Source organism: Pseudomonas sp. FBF18 (genome assembly GCF_024261405.1).
GTDB classification, from domain to species: domain Bacteria; phylum Pseudomonadota; class Gammaproteobacteria; order Pseudomonadales; family Pseudomonadaceae; genus Aquipseudomonas; species Aquipseudomonas palmensis.
Map to the genome: position 1 here is coordinate 141489 of NZ_QKRS01000010.1, position 14376 is coordinate 155864.

At 64.5% G+C, this 14376-nt stretch carries 17 protein-coding genes; 8 read left to right on the forward strand and 9 right to left on the reverse strand.

All coding sequences use genetic code 11. The annotated features are described in order from the left end of the window. The first annotated feature begins 10 nt into the window (after positions 1 to 10). The 3 genes from DN387_RS17060 (at position 11) to DN387_RS17070 (ending at position 2395) form a co-directional block, all read left to right on the forward strand. Positions 11 to 505 (forward strand): DUF1543 domain-containing protein, encoded by a 495-nt coding sequence (locus tag DN387_RS17060; RefSeq protein ID WP_054915705.1) that lies wholly within the window; start codon positions 11 to 13, stop codon positions 503 to 505. A gap of 78 nt (positions 506 to 583) precedes the next feature. Beyond that, positions 584 to 1252, forward strand: coding sequence for a hypothetical protein (locus DN387_RS17065; protein WP_054915706.1), 669 nt, complete (start codon positions 584 to 586; stop codon positions 1250 to 1252). A 63-nt stretch (positions 1253 to 1315) separates the two neighbouring features. Then, entirely contained in the window at positions 1316 to 2395 is a 1080-nt protein-coding gene (locus DN387_RS17070; protein WP_054915707.1) for a DUF1615 domain-containing protein, read from the forward strand. A gap of 15 nt (positions 2396 to 2410) precedes the next feature. On the opposite strand, the gene DN387_RS17075 is transcribed toward DN387_RS17070, so the two are convergent. The 4 genes from DN387_RS17075 to DN387_RS17090 form a co-directional block, all read right to left on the reverse strand. Next, the gene (locus tag DN387_RS17075; RefSeq protein ID WP_043863042.1) at positions 2411 to 3745 is read right to left on the reverse strand and encodes a lysine N(6)-hydroxylase/L-ornithine N(5)-oxygenase family protein; all 1335 of its coding nucleotides are present in this window, start codon (positions 3743 to 3745) and stop codon (positions 2411 to 2413) included. A gap of 228 nt (positions 3746 to 3973) precedes the next feature. Continuing rightward, a complete protein-coding gene (pbpG, locus tag DN387_RS17080) occupies positions 3974 to 4897 on the reverse strand; it encodes a D-alanyl-D-alanine endopeptidase (protein WP_054915736.1) in 924 nt (307 codons plus the stop codon). Positions 4898 to 5088: 191 nt separating this feature from the next. After that, the gene (locus tag DN387_RS17085; protein WP_043863041.1) at positions 5089 to 5277 is read right to left on the reverse strand and encodes a hypothetical protein; all 189 of its coding nucleotides are present in this window, start codon (positions 5275 to 5277) and stop codon (positions 5089 to 5091) included. A 121-nt stretch (positions 5278 to 5398) separates the two neighbouring features. Continuing rightward, the gene (locus DN387_RS17090; protein ID WP_054915708.1) at positions 5399 to 5764 is read right to left on the reverse strand and encodes a hypothetical protein; all 366 of its coding nucleotides are present in this window, start codon (positions 5762 to 5764) and stop codon (positions 5399 to 5401) included. Between the two features lie 192 nt (positions 5765 to 5956). Between DN387_RS17090 and DN387_RS17095 the strand changes: the two genes are divergently transcribed. Continuing rightward, complete coding sequence (locus DN387_RS17095) at positions 5957 to 6772, forward strand: shikimate 5-dehydrogenase (protein WP_054915709.1); 816 nt, start codon at positions 5957 to 5959, stop codon at positions 6770 to 6772. A gap of 87 nt (positions 6773 to 6859) precedes the next feature. On the opposite strand, the gene DN387_RS17100 is transcribed toward DN387_RS17095, so the two are convergent. After that, on the reverse strand, positions 6860 to 7504 hold the full coding sequence (locus DN387_RS17100) for a YceH family protein (protein WP_043863038.1): 645 nt from the start codon (positions 7502 to 7504) through the stop codon (positions 6860 to 6862). A gap of 124 nt (positions 7505 to 7628) precedes the next feature. Between DN387_RS17100 and DN387_RS17105 the strand changes: the two genes are divergently transcribed. Further along, positions 7629 to 8138 carry a DUF1993 family protein gene (locus DN387_RS17105; protein ID WP_054915710.1) on the forward strand — a complete coding sequence of 170 codons (510 nt, stop codon included), beginning with the start codon at positions 7629 to 7631 and terminating at the stop codon, positions 8136 to 8138. A gap of 65 nt (positions 8139 to 8203) precedes the next feature. Here the strand turns inward: DN387_RS17105 and sstT are convergent, their stop codons facing one another. Both sstT and nhaR read right to left on the reverse strand, forming a co-directional pair. Next, positions 8204 to 9415, reverse strand: a complete 1212-nt coding sequence (gene sstT / locus DN387_RS17110; protein ID WP_043863036.1) for a serine/threonine transporter SstT — start codon at positions 9413 to 9415, stop codon at positions 8204 to 8206. A gap of 242 nt (positions 9416 to 9657) precedes the next feature. Further along, positions 9658 to 10563: a transcriptional activator NhaR gene (gene nhaR, locus DN387_RS17115; protein WP_054915711.1), complete on the reverse strand. Its 906-nt coding sequence runs from the start codon at positions 10561 to 10563 to the stop codon at positions 9658 to 9660. Positions 10564 to 10678: 115 nt separating this feature from the next. Between nhaR and DN387_RS17120 the strand changes: the two genes are divergently transcribed. Together DN387_RS17120 and DN387_RS17125 are read left to right on the forward strand one after the other, a co-directional pair. Continuing rightward, positions 10679 to 10933 (forward strand): hypothetical protein, encoded by a 255-nt coding sequence (locus tag DN387_RS17120; RefSeq protein ID WP_054915712.1) that lies wholly within the window; start codon positions 10679 to 10681, stop codon positions 10931 to 10933. Between the two features lie 32 nt (positions 10934 to 10965). Further along, positions 10966 to 11724: a TerC family protein gene (locus DN387_RS17125; protein WP_043863034.1), complete on the forward strand. Its 759-nt coding sequence runs from the start codon at positions 10966 to 10968 to the stop codon at positions 11722 to 11724. Positions 11725 to 11806: 82 nt separating this feature from the next. Here the strand turns inward: DN387_RS17125 and DN387_RS17130 are convergent, their stop codons facing one another. Continuing rightward, positions 11807 to 11980, reverse strand: coding sequence for a hypothetical protein (locus DN387_RS17130; RefSeq protein WP_167400240.1), 174 nt, complete (start codon positions 11978 to 11980; stop codon positions 11807 to 11809). A gap of 156 nt (positions 11981 to 12136) precedes the next feature. Between DN387_RS17130 and DN387_RS17135 the strand changes: the two genes are divergently transcribed. Continuing rightward, positions 12137 to 12874 carry a peptidase C39 family protein gene (locus tag DN387_RS17135; protein ID WP_054915713.1) on the forward strand — a complete coding sequence of 246 codons (738 nt, stop codon included), beginning with the start codon at positions 12137 to 12139 and terminating at the stop codon, positions 12872 to 12874. 18 nt (positions 12875 to 12892) lie between these two features. Here the strand turns inward: DN387_RS17135 and DN387_RS17140 are convergent, their stop codons facing one another. After that, a complete protein-coding gene (locus DN387_RS17140) occupies positions 12893 to 14176 on the reverse strand; it encodes an FAD-binding oxidoreductase (protein WP_043863032.1) in 1284 nt (427 codons plus the stop codon). Between the last annotated feature and the right edge of the window lie 200 nt (positions 14177 to 14376).

Genomic DNA, 14376 nt, shown 5'->3' on the forward strand with positions numbered 1-14376 from the left:
TGGGCGGATCATGTTGTTCGTGGTGATGCTGGGGGGCAAACACCCCCGGGCCCGCATCGAAGTGCACGATGTGGTGTTCGTGGTGGCCCCGACCCTCGAAGCGGCCTACCCGCAATTGCGCGAGCAATGGTTCGGCAGCGCCAGGGGCGTGCACGTCGATTCCTGGCTGGAGGTCGACGGGGTCGACGGCTACAAGCTGCACTGGTCGGACATGCAGCCGGCTGCCGGCGAGCCACGCCTGTATTTCATCAACCTGGGCGGCTACGAGCCCGGTGCGTTCGGCGAGGCGCACCAGTACCTGTTGGTGGTGGCCACCAGCAAGGCCCAGGCCAAGGCCATCGGCAAGCAACGCATGGCACGTCACTGGAGCCAGGCGCACACCGATGCAGTGATGGACGTGGATGACTGCATCGCCATCGACCAGCTCGGTGGCCGATACGTGCGCCTGATTGCAGGCGAGCATGCCCCGCTGGTGCAGCGCAGCGACTACATCGTGCTGGGCTGATGGGCGAGCTTGATGGCTATTTGCCGTTAGCCTGGATTACAGTACGCGCTTCATTTTCTGCCCTTACAGGATGTTCCGATGCGTTCACGTGCACTGTCTGGCTTCTGCTGCGCACTCACCCTCAGCGCTCTGCCGAATCTGGCCCTGGCCCAGGCCACGGTGGCCCAGGTGTTCAATGGCGAGATGCTGGGCACCAACCTGCGTTTCTTCGAGTCGGTAGCCGGTGTTGCGCGTACCTCGTTCGGCGACACCCATACTTACAAGGTGCAAGGCTGCGAAATCACCGCCACGGCCGGCGGCGGCACGGTCAGCGAGCTGCGCATGGAGCTCTCGTCCACCTGCAAGGCAGACCTGAGCACGTTCATCGGCGACTTTGCGCCGCCGGCCGCGCAGCCCCTGACGTTCGGTGCAATGGCCGGGTCTTCGGGAGGCGGGCTGGAGTTCTACGCCAGTTGCCTGAGCATGTGCGGCAATGCCGCCGACCCGTCGGTGTACGCGCTCTGGCAAGGACCGCGGGCAGTGGGGTTTACCGAAGTGCTGCTGGAGGTGGTGCTGGTGGATGATGAGGCCAGCGCGGCGGCCGGTCACTGGAGCGAGGCCATGCAGAAGGCCAAGGGTGACGACTTTGTGGTGGACACCCGCTTCAACTGCGAGCGCACCTTCGATGAAGTGGCGCAGGCCAGCTTCGACAAGGTCAAGGTCAATGCGGTCACCATCGGCACCGAGTTGACCAAGCCGGGCTGCTGACGGTTTGCACGGGCCGGCCCCGGCTGTGTACTGTGGGGCCCTCGACCGATAGCCGGGGGCTGTATGCCTTTACGCGGATGGATGGTGCTGGCCACGCTGGCGCTGCTGTTGCAGGGGTGCGCCGGCCAGCGTGGGGCGCAACAGACCACGCCGGCCCAGGTGCGCGCCACGGTGGTTGCACTGATGCCAGCCGCCACTGGTGACCGTGAAGGGTGGGCGGCGGACATTCAGACGGCGTTTGCCGCACAGAAGCTCGACCCCAGCCGCAGCAACCTGTGCGCGGTGCTGGCGGTGACCGAGCAGGAGTCGACCTACCAGGCCGACCCGCAGGTGCCCGGCCTGGGGCGCATTGCCCGCGCCGAGATCGACCGGCGTGCGGCGCGTCTGCATGTTCCGCAGCGGCTGGTGGAGGCCGCGCTGCAAACCCACTCGCCCGATGGCAGAACCTACAGCCAGCGACTGGCGGCGGTGCGCAGCGAGAAGCAACTGAGTGCACTGTTCGACGACCTGATCGGTTCGCTGCCGCTTGGGCGTACCTTGCTCGGCGACCTGAACCCGGTGCGCACCGGGGGGCCGATGCAGGTCAGCATCGCGTTCGCCGAACGCCACGCCCAGGACTACCCCTATGCCTACAGCGGCACCCTGCGCCAGGAAGTGTTCACTCGGCGCGGCGGGCTGTACTTCGGCATCGCCCATCTGCTGGGTTACACAGCCAGCTACGAGCAGCCGCTGTATCGGTTTGCCGACTTCAATGCAGGCTGGTACGCAAGCCGCAACGCGGCGTTCCAGCATGCGGTCAGCCAGGCGTCGGGCGTGGAACTGGCGCTGGACGGCGACCTGATCGCGCCAGGGGCGATTTTTCCGGGGGCCACCGAACAGGCGGTACGGCGCCTGGGTGACAGGCTCGGCCTGCGCAACCCGACCATTCGCAGTCAGCTGGAGGAGGGGGACAGCCTGGCATTCGAGCGCACGCGGCTGTATCAGCGGGTGTATGCACTGGCCGAGGCGGCTGCGGGCAAGCCGTTGCCGCGGGCGCAGTTGCCAGGCATCGAACTCAAGAGCCCCAAGATCACCCGAAAGCTGACCACGGCATGGTTTGCCAAACGGGTGGATGAGCGCTATCGGCGCTGCATGCAGCGCTGATAGCACGGGGCAGGTTCAGGCGCTGGCCAGGGTCGCGCTGGCGCGGGCGTTGCTGGCGCGCTGGCCCAGGCTCTGGTACAGCGACTGGCCGATCTCGGCTGCGCGCACCGGCAGTACCGACAGCAGGGTATCGCTCAGGCCGTGTGACGCTTCGCAGAAGCCCTGCAGGTAGACCGCCGCGTTGAGCTCCGGGCTGGCCAGCACGCGATAGTCGCGGTCCACTTCGAAGTCCTTGAGGTGCTGTTGCAGCGGCGCCAGCAGCTCGCGATGGGAGCGGCGCTCATAGCCGGTGGCAAGAATCACCGCGTCGTACACGTGGGTCTGCTGGATGCCGGTGGCCAGGTCGCGCAGGGTCAGCTCGATGCCCTTGTCGGTGCTGACGGCGGCCTCGATGTTGCGTCGGCACAGAACGGCGTGACGGTACTGATGGGCGACTTTCTGACGGTAGAGCATGCCGTAGATGCGTTCGATCAGGTCGATGTCCACTACCGAGTAGTTGGTGTTGTGGTACTCGGAGATCAGCTTGGCACGCTCGGCCTGGGGCTGGTTGAACACCAGGTCGGTGTAGTCGGGGGTGAAGACCTCGTTGACGAACGGGCTGTCATCGGCCGGCTTGAGTGCCGAGCCGCGCAGGATCATGTCGGCCTTGACCGACGGGTAGCTGTCGTTCAGGTCGATCAGGGCCTCGGCGGCGCTTTGCCCCGAGCCGATGATCGCGATGCGCATGGGCTTGCCCTGGGTGCACGGCAGTTGTTCCAGGCTGTTCAGGTACTGGGAGTGGTGGAACACGCGCGGATCGTCCTTGAAGGGCGCGAATACCGGCGGGATCTTCGGCGTGCCGCCGCTGCCCACCACCACCGAGCGTGCCCGGCGCAGGCGTTCATGGCCCTGGGCGCTGCGGGAGATCACGCGCAGGTGGTCGATACGCCCGTCCAGCAGTTCAGGTTCCACGCGCAGGATCTCCTCGCCATACACCGCCTGGGTGGCGAAGTGCTCGGCGGCCCAGCGCAGGTAGTCGTTGTACTCCAGGCGGCAGGGGTAGAAGGTGCCAAGGTTGATGAAGTCGGCCAGGCGCTTCTTCTGGTGCAGGTAGTTGACGAAGCTGTAGGGGCTGGTGGGGTTGCGCAGGGACACCAGGTCCTTGAGGAAGGAAATCTGCAGTTCACTCTGGGTGGCCAGGGTGTTGCCGTGCCAGCGGTAGTCGCTCTGCTTGTCGATGAACAGCGCATCGAGGGCATGGCCGTTGGTCTGGGCGAGTTCTTCCAGGGCGATGGCCAGGGCCAGGTTGGAGGGGCCGAAGCCGACGCCGATCAGGTCGTGGATTGTTTCGGATGATGCAGTCTGGCTCATGGGTGCGATTCCTTGGAGGGTCGAGTGGGGGGCGTGTGTGGCGCGCGCCCCGAATCCTGCGCAAATACACCGATAGAACGAGCTGTCAGAGCCAGAATTTACTCGACCTCTTCGGCATGCACAGGCGGTCGGCCAGTTGAAGTTCTCGCACATTGAAGCGCAGCAGGGGAGTGGGGCTTGGCAGTAAAGCCCGAAGGCTGCCGCGTAAGGCGCGGCAGCCTCGGCGGGTCAGTCGACCGCAGTGCGGTTCTGGCTGCGTTCGGCCTTGTAGCGGATCGCGACGGCCGGGGCGGGTTTGGCGTCGCCGGTTTCCAGCCATTGGCGCATGCGGCTGGCATCGGCGAAATGGGTGTACTTGCCGAAGGCGTCGAGTATCACCATGGCCACCGGGCGATTGTCCATCCGCGTCAGCAGCACCAGGCAATGGCCGGCCTCGTTGGTGAAGCCGGTCTTGGTCAGCTTGATGTCCCAGTTGCTCTTGTTGACCAGGTGGTCGGTGTTGCGAAAGCCCAGGGTGTAGTTGGGTTTCTTGAAGGCCACGGTCTTTTCGCGGGTGGTGCTCAGCTCGCTCAGCAGCGGGTAGCTGCGCGCGGCCAGCAGCAGCTTGCTCAGGTCGCGAGCGGTGGACACGTTGCTGGTCGACAGGCCGGTGGGTTCCACATAGCGGGTATGGCTCATGCCCAGGGCCTTGGCCTTGGCGTTCATGGCCTTGATGAAGGCGGCGTAGCCACCGGGGTAGTGGTGCGCAAGGGTCGCGGCGGCCCGGTTTTCCGAGGACATCAGGGTAATCAGCAGGGTGTCGCGACGGTTCAGCTCGCTACCCAGGCGAACCCGCGAGTACACGCCCTTCATTTCCTTGGTCTGGGCGATGGTGATGGTCAGGGGTTCGTCCATGGCCTGCTTGGCATCGAGCACCACCATCGCGGTCATCAGTTTGGTGACCGAGGCGATCGGCACCACACGGTCCGGGTTGCTCGCATACAGCACCTTGTTGGTCTGCAGGTCGATCAGCAGTGCACTGCCCGAGGCCAGGTGCAGCTTGGCAGGGTCGCGCTGGACCTGGGGGGCCGGTTGGGCAACAGCGTTCGACGTGACGCTGGCAGTGCCAGTGAGCATCAGCAGCAGGCTGAGAATAGACAGGGAGGTTTTCACGTTGGTGCTCACTAAATGTAGGTATGTCGTTGGCTGTGCACGGGTTTTTTATTACAAGCCGTTACATTCTAGGAGTATGGTCGAGTCTGTGTCGATTGCCCCGTAAACATTGGGCGAACTATGAAATTTATTTAACCCTGGGCTTCGTTTGCAGCGGCTGGATCGGCGTGCCGAACCAGCCGAGCGGGACCTTAGCGTGACTTGAGGTAGCCGGCGGTGACGGCCTTGAGCAGCTCGTGGCCTGCCTCGGCCGCCTTGGCGGGCGTCTGTGGCAGCTTGTACTGGCCGCTGAGGATGATCGCCAGGGTCATCTGCTGCGCGGCGGCAAGGGGGTGTTGGGCTGGGTCGAGCGGGGCTGGAAATCCTTTTTCAGCGGTCATGCGAACTCCTGGGTTCAGGCTGTGAGGGTTTGCCAGCCTAGGCCTGAACGGCGATCAAGCCAATGCGGGCGGTTTCCCCGACAGCCTGCGCCCTGCCCGCAGGCAGGGCGCAGGGCCGGTGCTACCAGCGGGGCGGTCCGTAGTACACCGGTGGCGGGCCGTAGTAGCGCTCGCGGTAATACGGCGGCGGCACCGGTACGTAGCGCTCCACAACCGGATACGGCGGGTACGGCTGGTAGTACACCGGCGGCGGCGGGGCCTGGACATACACCGGCGGGGGACCGTAGTAGGCCGGCTGGCGCTCGACGTAGACGGTACGGTCGTGGTTGCCGGACACCACCGCACCCACCACGGCACCGACGACGGCCGCGCCAAGCACCGGGCCGGCACCGCCGTGCCAGCCGCCGCCACCACCGTGGGCGGCCGCTTGCCCGCAGACGGCCAGGGCGCCAACCAGCAGGGCGATTCTCGGGATGTGACGGTTCATGAAGACTCCTCGGTTTGCAGCCCCGGCGCTGGTGCTGTCGAGACACCCAAGACGTGGCGCGGGGATACCCATAAGACCGCAGCCCCCGGAAAAATGGCACGGGCGTTGAGTAAAGGTTGTGTAAGCCCCGATCAACGGTTCGGTGGGCAGTGAGTGCATACTGGTGCCCCTGCCGTTTTCAGGAGCCAATCGATGACCCCCAGCAAAGACACCGTTTTGTGCATGTCCCTGGCCGGGCGCCCCGGTACCTTCGGCGTGCGCTTTCATAACCATCTGTACCAGCAGCTGGGGCTGGATTACTACTACAAGGCCATGACCACCACCGACCTGCCGGCCGCCGTGGCCGGCATTCGCGCGCTGGGTGTGCGTGGGTGCGGTGTGTCGATGCCGTTCAAGGAGGCCTGCATCGCGTTGCTCGATGAACTGGACCCCTCGGCGGCGGCCATCGATTCGGTGAACACGCTGGTCAACACCCAGGGGCATCTCAAGGGCTTCAACACCGATTACCTGGCGGTGCGTCAACTGATTCACCAGCATCGCCTGGACCCTGCATGGAGCGTGGCGCTGCGCGGCAGCGGCGGCATGGCCAAGGCGGTGGCGTGCGCGCTGCGCGATGCCGGTTTCAGCGACGGCACGATCGTTGCGCGCAATCGCGAGGCCGGCGAGCGGCTGGCCCGCACCTGTGGCTATCGCTGGCAGGCCGAGCCACACGGTGTGCGGGCCCGGTTGCTGGTGAACGTGACGCCGATCGGCATGGCGGGCGGGGCCGAGGCGCAGCAACTGGCCTTCGAGCACGAGCAGATCGAGGCGGCGCAGGCGGTGTTCGACGTGGTGGCGATGCCGGCGCAGACGCCCTTGATCGTGGCCGCCCAGGCTGCTGGCAAACCAGTGGTTAGCGGGCTGGAGGTGATTGCGCTGCAGGCGCTGGAGCAGTTCGTGCTGTATACCGGGGTGCGCCCCGATTCACGGCAGATCGCCGAAGCGGTGGCGTTTGCGCGGGGCGATTGAGCCCTGCAGGCAGGTTCGCGCCAGGCAGTGAGCGGGAGCGGCTGAACGTGCTCCCGCAAAGCATTGCTCGACCCTGTGCCGAGCTGGCTACTCCAGCTGCGCCAGGCGTTCTTCCAGCGCCGCGATACGCGCCTCCAGTGCCTCGATGCGCTCGGCCGACACGCCGCCGACAGGGCGTTCCGCGCCTTGCTGGCGTGCCGCCAGAATCGCTTCGATGTCGGCCGGGTCGCCGAAGGCATGGGTGTAGCGGTCTTCGCGCTGGCCGGGCTGGCGCGGCAGGTGCAGGGCAAAGCCCCGGGCTACCAGGCGCTCCAGCTGATGCAGCACCTGTTCGGCATCCTCGAATTCATGCATGCGGTTGCTGCGCGTCAGCAGCTCGCTGACCGTCTGCGGCCCGCGCAGGAACATCAGCCCCAGCAGCACCTGTTGCGCCGGTACCAGCTCCAGCGCCTTGTCGACGCGGTGCTCCCAGCGGTCGGCCCGGCTGCCCATCTGCAGGCGCGCCAGGCCCTGGCTTTCGAGGGCACGCAGGCTCTGGCCGACCTGGCCCTGGGTCAGGTTCATCACCGGCTCGCGGCTGGTCTTCTGGTTGCAGGCCAGCACCACGGCGTTGAGGGTGAGGGGGTAGGTTTCGGGGCTGGTGGCCTGCTTTTCGATCAAGGCGCCGAGGATACGGATTTGCGTGCTGTCGAGGCGCTGCTCGTCAACGGGGGTGTCCAACTCAGTGCTCATCGCGCGTTCCCTATGCTGTGGAAGGCAACTAGCCTAATCCTTGCAGAATAAAAGACAAGCCGCCGGGCGGCGCCAAGCGTGTCTATAATCGGCCACGCTCAATCCATCACCCAGCGAGACTGTCATGACCATTTCCCTGTACGCCGCCTCTGTTCCCGTTTTCAAGCAGATGCTCAATGCCCTGAGCGATGTGCTGGGCAAGGCCCAGGCGCACGCCGAGGCGAAGAATATCGACGCCAATGTCTTCCTGCAGGCGCGCCTGTACCCCGACATGTTCCCGCTGGTTCGCCAGGTGCAGATTGCGGTGGACTTCGCCAAGGGGGTTTCGGCCCGCCTGGCCGAGGTCGAACTGCCCAAGTACGACGACACTGAAACTACATTTGCCGATTTGCAGGCGCTGATCGCCAAGGTGTTGGCCTTTGTCGAGCAGATCGAGGCGAAGCAGATCGACGGCAAGGAAGGTATCGAGATCATCACCCGTCCGGGTACGCCGAAAGAAAAACGCTTCACCGGCCAGAGCTACCTGCTGACCTACGGCCTGCCGCAGTTCTTCTTCCACGTGACCACGGCCTACGCCATCCTGCGCCACAATGGCGTGGAAATCGGCAAGCGCGACTACATGGGCGCGTTCTGATTACCCAGGCATGAAAAAGCCCAGCAAGGTCAACGCCTTGCCGGGCTTTTTCATGCCTGCCAGGATCAGCTCGCCTGGCGTTCCTCGGCCTCGCACGCGGCGGCCGTGAACAGCACGTCGGTGGACGAATTGAGCGCCGTTTCGGCCGAGTCCTGCAGGATGCCGATGATGAAGCCTACCGCCACCACCTGCATGGCCACCTCGCTGGGAATGCCGAACAGGCCGCACGCCAGCGGAATCAGCAGCAGCGAGCCGCCCGCCACCCCCGAGGCGCCGCATGCGCACACGGCGGCGACCACGCTGAGCAGGATGGCCGTGGGTAGGTCGACGCTGATGCCCAGGGTATGCACCGCCGCCAGGGTCAGCACGGTGATGGTGATGGCCGCGCCGGCCATGTTGATGGTCGCACCCAGCGGGATCGACACCGAGTAGGTGTCTTCATGCAGCCCGAGCTTTTCGCTCAGGGCCAGGTTGACCGGAATGTTGGCGGCCGAGCTGCGGGTGAAGAACGCGGTGATTCCGCTTTCGCGCAGGCACAGCAGCGTCAGCGGGAATGGGTTGCGACGGATTTTCCAGTACACGATCAGCGGGTTCATCACCAGCGCCACGAACAGCATGCAGCCGATCAGCACCGCCAGCAGGTGCAGGTAGCCCAGCAGGGCCCCCAGGCCGGATTCGGCCAGGGTCGCCGCCACCAGGCCGAAGATCCCCAGAGGCGCGAAACGGATGACCATGCGCACGATCAGCGTTACGCCCTTGGACAGGTCGTCGACCACGGTGCGGGTGGTTTCACCGGCATGTCGGATAGCCACGCCCAGGGCGATCGCCCAGGCCAGGATGCCGATGAAGTTGGCCTCCATCAGCGCAGTCACCGGGTTGGCCACCACGCTCAGCAGCAGGCCTTGCAGCACTTCGCTGATGCCACCAGGCGGGCTCATCGCCACATCATGAGTGGCCAGCACCAGCTGGGAGGGGAACAGCATGCTGGCGACCACCGCCACTACCGCTGCGGAAAAGGTGCCGAAAAGATAGAGCACCAGAATAGGGCGGATATGGGTTTCCTGGCCGTGCCTGTGGTTGGCGATGGAAGCCATCACCAGGATGAACACCAGAATGGGTGCCACCGCCTTGAGTGCACTGACAAATACCTTGCCGATAAATGCCAGGTTCAGCGCGGCGGCTGGCCAGAGCAGCGCCACGGCAATGCCGGCCACCAGGCCGATCACGATCTGCAGTACCAGACTGGTACGGTTCAACAGGTTCAGAAGTGGGGTCATGACAGGTGTTTCTCGTTCTTGTGCAAGGTCCGGGAGGCCCGGATAGCGTAGCAAAGGCATGCCGCGGGCAAGCCCTGCGGCGAAAGGGGCGGGACTTTAGCACAGCACGCGGGCCCTGACCGCAGCACACTGCCTGGCGGTAGGTGGGGCGTGTTGTCGCGATGCGTCGGCGCGTCCTTCTATCGACGGTTCGGGCCGCGGAATGTTTAGGCCCGGGATGTGATGTCGGTGCCGTGTGTCTCTCAGGGCGCAGGCCAGTTGAACAGCTCGCGGCGGGCACCTTCGGTGATCGCGACGATGCCCGGGTGCTTGACCTTGCGCTCTACCGAAATGGCATAGAACGACTCGGTGACGGCATCGGTCTGGCCGATCAACTCCACCCCGTACTGGCGGCAGACCTCGTCGGCGATCACGCTGGGGGCGATGAAGATGCCGCTGCCCGACTGCCCGAATGCCTGCATCAGCGCACTGTCATCGAATTCGCCGACGATGCGCGGCTGCAACTGTTGCTCGGCGAACCAGCGAAGCAGCCGGCTGCGCACCACCGTCTCCTGGCCGGGAATGAGCATCGGTGCATGCTGCAGGCCGACAGGAAAGGGCGCCGGATGCAGGGCAGCCAGTGCCGGGGTGGCGAAGAAACTGATGCCGCACTCCCCGAGCTTCTGGCTGTAGCCCTTGATGTCCAGATGGCTGGGCATCGGGCTGTCGGAGATCACCATGTCCAGGCGCTGTACTGCCAAATCTGCCAGCAGGCGTTCGAGCTTGTCCTCGCGGCAGGTCAGGCGCAGCGGGTCGGGCAGCTCCATGGTCGGCGCCAGCAGCCGGTACACGATCGACTTGGGCACCACGTCGGCCACCCCCACGCGAAACAGAATCTGCTGCTCATTGGGCTGGGCGCGCAGCACTGCTTCCAGTTCGCCGCCAATCTGGAACATCTGCTCGGCGTAGGACAGGGCCTGGCGCCCGGTCTCGGTCAGTTCGAGCTGGCGTCCCACACGGCGAAACAATTCGATACCGTAGCTATGCTCAAGCAGGCTGATCTGCCCGCTGATGGTCTGCGGGGTGAGATTGAGCTGCTCGCCGGCACGCACGATGCTGCCGGTCTTGGCCACGACCCAGAAGTAATGCAGTTGTCGGTAGTTGAGCATGTGCATCTCCGATTCGTAAAAACCGAAGTATAACTGCTGAAAATACGAATTTTCCGGATGTTTCAGTCTCTTTAGAATGCGTCGCTATCAAGGCAAGACCTTCAGAGAGGAACCCATGCTGTATTTCAAATCGATTGGCACACCCCTGGTGATGGCGCTGGCGCTGCTGGCCATGAGCGGTTGCGAGCAGGCGGAAAAATCTGCCCAGCAGATGCTCAACCAGGCTGCCCAGTCGGCCAAGGAAGCGATCGACAAGACCAACGATGCCGCCCAGCAGGCGCTCAGCGACGCGACCGGTTCGCCCCTGGCGAAAAAGCCCGATGAGGCGCAGGACAAACCCGAGCACGACGACAGCGCCCGGGAAATCTGATTTTTTTACCCACACTGATTCAGGATTGATTCATGGAATACCTGTTGGAACTTGCTGCAAGCCCGACCGCCTGGGTGGCCCTGGCTACCCTGGTGGCCATGGAGATCGTGCTGGGCATCGACAACCTGATCTTCATCTCGATTCTCACCAACAAGCTGCCTGAGCAGTTCCGCTCCAAGGCACGGCGCATCGGTATCAGCATGGCGCTGGTGATGCGCCTGGGCCTGCTCAGCACCGTGGCGTGGATCGTGCAGCTTACCGAGCCGGTGGTGGACGTGTTCGGCCATGCCTTCTCGTGGAAGGACATGATCCTGATCGCCGGTGGCCTGTTCCTGCTGTGGAAGGCGACGTCCGAGATTCACCACAGCGTCGACCCGCGTGCCAAGGAAGAGACCAAGGCGTCGTCTACCGTGACCCTGGGCTTTGCCGCGGCGATCGGGCAGATCCTGGTACTGGACATCGTGTTCTCGATCGACAGCATCATCACGGCCGTGGGCATGACCGAGCACTTGCCGATCATGATCATCGCGGTGATCAGTGCGGTGATCGTGATGCTGGTGGCCGCCGACCCGCTGGCCCGGTTCATCAACGACAACCCTACCGTGGTGATGCTGGCCCTGGGCTTCCTGATCATGATCGGCATGACCCTGATCGCCGAAGGCTTCGGTGCCCATGTGCCCAAGGGTTATGTGTATGCGGCGATGGCGTTCTCCACCGCGATCGAGGTGCTCAACATCATGTCGCGCCGGGCTCGCGAGCGGCGCGAGGCACTGCAAGCGAAACCTGACTGACCGCTTCGCCAGCGACGTCGGCTCTGCAGGACGCACCTGCAGACGCCGGCGTTGTCGGCGAAGGTGGTTATGCAGTGTCGCGTCAGTGCGCGTTGGCGTGGCGGCGAGCGTGCCGCTGTGCCTCGGATGCAGCCCTGGTCGGCTGCGGATGGTGCAGATGGTGGCGGCGCGCGATGCGCAACACCCCCCAGAGCATGGCTGCGGCTACCACCAGCCACGTGCCTATCAACAGAAAGATTCCCATCGTCAGACTCATTGCGTGCCTCCTTCGACTGGGCAAGCTGCACTCGCCATTCGGACACAAGCTCAGTCTAGCCCATCGTCTGTGACAGACGGTTGACCAGTGGTCCAGCGCCTTGGTTCAGTTCGCTCTAAGCGTGCCGCGGGCTATACCGCAGGCCTGCGCCAGCCTATGATCGCAAGCCAGGGCCGGGCGTCGTCTGCCCGGCATCAGCACAAGCGAGTGTCCATGTTGCCCACCGCCCCCAAACGTCGCGTGTCCCACCGTCTGCTGCTGGCTTGCCTGCTGGCCGCCAGCCTGGCCGGTTGCGCCAGCCAGCCTTCATCCCAGCTCAACAGCCTGCCCCAGCGCGTGGAACTGGGCGCGGTGCCGTTCTACCGTGGTAACGCCAACCAGAGCGCGCCGATGGCGCTGGCCGCGATCCTCTCGCAGCAGGGGGTGCGCATCACCCCCGGCCTGCTCGAAGGGCCCTTGCAACTGCCACAAGGTGTCGACAGGCTGCAGGCCTCGGTAGCGACCGTGGCACGCCAGTACGGCATGGTGGTGTACCCGCTCGATGGCACCCTGCCGGCGTTGCTGACCCAGGTGGCCGCGGGCAATCCGGTGCTGTTGCGCTATCAGGAAGGTTCGGCGTTCTGGAGCGAGCCGCGCTATGCCCTGCTGGTGGGCTATGACCGCTACAAGTCGCGGGTGCTGCTGCGTGCGGGCAACAATCGGCGCTTGCTGATGGACTTCGACGATTTCGCCGCAGCCTGGAAGAAGGAGGGGAGCTGGGCGGTGCTGGTGCAGCCGCCCGGCCAACTGCCGGCCCAGGTGGACCGCCAGCGCTGGCTCAAGGCCGCCAATGAACTGGCCCAGGCAGGCCAGGAGCAGGCGGCCCGCCAGGCCGTCAATGCCGTGGGGCAGTGACGGCCCGGGGTTGCCGGCTTACACGCCCAGGCGGTCGCGCAGGCTGTAGTACCACGCGCCCAGGGCACTGAACGGTACGCGCAGCATCTGGCCACCCGGGAACGGGTAGTGCGGCAGTTCGGCGAAGGCGTCGAAACGCTCGGCCTGGCCGCGCAGGGCCTCGGCCAGCACCTTGCCGGCCAGGTGGGTGTAGGTGACGCCGTGGCCGCTGCAGCCCTGGGAGTAGTAGATGTTGTCGCCCAGACGACCTACCTGCGGCAGGCGCGACAGGGTCAGCAGGAAGTTGCCGGTCCAGGCGTAGTCGATCTTCACGTCCTTGAGCTGCGGGAAGGCCTTGAGCATTTTCGGGCGGATGATCGCCTCGATGTTGGCCGGGTCACGCGCGCCGTATACCACGCCACCGCCGAAGATCAGGCGGTTGTCGCCGGTCAGGCGGTAGTAGTCGAGCAGGTAGTTGCAGTCTTCCACGCAGTAGTCCTGCGGCAGCAGGGTACGTGCCAGCTCTTCGCTCAGCGGCTCGGTGGTGATCACCTGAGTACCGCATGGCATCGACTTGGCGGCCAGCTCCGGTACCAGGTTGCCCAGGTAGGCGTTGCCCGCCACGATGATGAACTTGGCGCGCACCTTGCCCTGCGGGGTATGTACGACCGGGTTGGCACCGCGCTCGATGCGGATGGCCGGGGACTGTTCGTAAATCTTGCCACCCAGCGATTCCACTGCGGCGGCTTCGCCCAGGGCCAGGTTGAGCGGGTGGATATGGCCGCCGCTCATGTCCAGCATGCCGCCGATGTAGCTGTCGCAGGCGACCACTTCACGGATGCGGCGCTGGTCCATCAGTTCCAGCTGGGTGTGGCCGTAGCGTTCCCACAGGCGTTGCTGGGATTCCAGGTGGCCCATCTGCTTTTTGGTCAGGGCGGCGAACACGCCACCGTCCTTCAGGTCGCACTGGATGTTGTACTTGGCCACGCGCTCGCGGATGATGCGCCCGCCCTCGAAGGCCATCTGGCCGAGCAGCTGTGCCTGTTTGGGGCCGACGGTACGTTCGATCACGTCGATGTCGCGGCTGTAGCTGTTGACGATCTGACCGCCGTTGCGGCCAGAGGCACCGAAGCCGACCTTGGCGGCTTCAAGCACGGTGACGCTGAAACCGTTCTCGAGCAGGAACAGGGCACTGGACAGGCCGGTGTAACCCGCACCGATCACGCAGACGTCGGTCTGTACTTCTTCCTGCAGGCTCGGGCGCTGCGGAACGGGGTTGGCCGATGCGGCGTAATACGACTGGGGGTAGGGGGTGTTGGCCATGTGCGGGCACCTCAGGGTTTGTAGTTGTATGTTCTATATTTTTTACGATTGTGCAGATCGTATCAACAATAATAAACACCCGCCAGCCAGACGGTAAAAATCGCGCAAACCCGAGCTGGGGTAAAAAATATTAGTATTCAGTGGCTTAGCGTGAAAAAAAGTATTGACACGCTGCGTCGATTGCGTAGAATGCCGCCTCA

What these genes read in the sequence shown, in the direction of transcription:
- DN387_RS17095 (WP_054915709.1), top strand. Translation starts at nt 5,957, where the DNA reads ATGACCCCCAGCAAAGACACCGTTTTGTGCATGTCCCTGGCCGGGCGC.
- DN387_RS17085 (WP_043863041.1), bottom strand. Translation starts at nt 5,277, where the DNA reads ATGACCGCTGAAAAAGGATTTCCAGCCCCGCTCGACCCAGCCCAACAC.
- DN387_RS17135 (WP_054915713.1), top strand. Translation starts at nt 12,137, where the DNA reads ATGATCGCAAGCCAGGGCCGGGCGTCGTCTGCCCGGCATCAGCACAAG.
- DN387_RS17060 (WP_054915705.1), top strand. Translation starts at nt 11, where the DNA reads ATGTTGTTCGTGGTGATGCTGGGGGGCAAACACCCCCGGGCCCGCATC.
- DN387_RS17090 (WP_054915708.1), bottom strand. Translation starts at nt 5,764, where the DNA reads ATGAACCGTCACATCCCGAGAATCGCCCTGCTGGTTGGCGCCCTGGCC.
- DN387_RS17065 (WP_054915706.1), top strand. Translation starts at nt 584, where the DNA reads ATGCGTTCACGTGCACTGTCTGGCTTCTGCTGCGCACTCACCCTCAGC.
- DN387_RS17075 (WP_043863042.1), bottom strand. Translation starts at nt 3,745, where the DNA reads ATGAGCCAGACTGCATCATCCGAAACAATCCACGACCTGATCGGCGTC.
- nhaR (WP_054915711.1), bottom strand. Translation starts at nt 10,563, where the DNA reads ATGCTCAACTACCGACAACTGCATTACTTCTGGGTCGTGGCCAAGACC.
- sstT (WP_043863036.1), bottom strand. Translation starts at nt 9,415, where the DNA reads ATGACCCCACTTCTGAACCTGTTGAACCGTACCAGTCTGGTACTGCAG.
- DN387_RS17140 (WP_043863032.1), bottom strand. Translation starts at nt 14,176, where the DNA reads ATGGCCAACACCCCCTACCCCCAGTCGTATTACGCCGCATCGGCCAAC.
- DN387_RS17130 (WP_167400240.1), bottom strand. Translation starts at nt 11,980, where the DNA reads ATGAGTCTGACGATGGGAATCTTTCTGTTGATAGGCACGTGGCTGGTG.
- DN387_RS17120 (WP_054915712.1), top strand. Translation starts at nt 10,679, where the DNA reads ATGCTGTATTTCAAATCGATTGGCACACCCCTGGTGATGGCGCTGGCG.
- DN387_RS17100 (WP_043863038.1), bottom strand. Translation starts at nt 7,504, where the DNA reads ATGAGCACTGAGTTGGACACCCCCGTTGACGAGCAGCGCCTCGACAGC.
- DN387_RS17105 (WP_054915710.1), top strand. Translation starts at nt 7,629, where the DNA reads ATGACCATTTCCCTGTACGCCGCCTCTGTTCCCGTTTTCAAGCAGATG.
- DN387_RS17125 (WP_043863034.1), top strand. Translation starts at nt 10,966, where the DNA reads ATGGAATACCTGTTGGAACTTGCTGCAAGCCCGACCGCCTGGGTGGCC.
- DN387_RS17070 (WP_054915707.1), top strand. Translation starts at nt 1,316, where the DNA reads ATGCCTTTACGCGGATGGATGGTGCTGGCCACGCTGGCGCTGCTGTTG.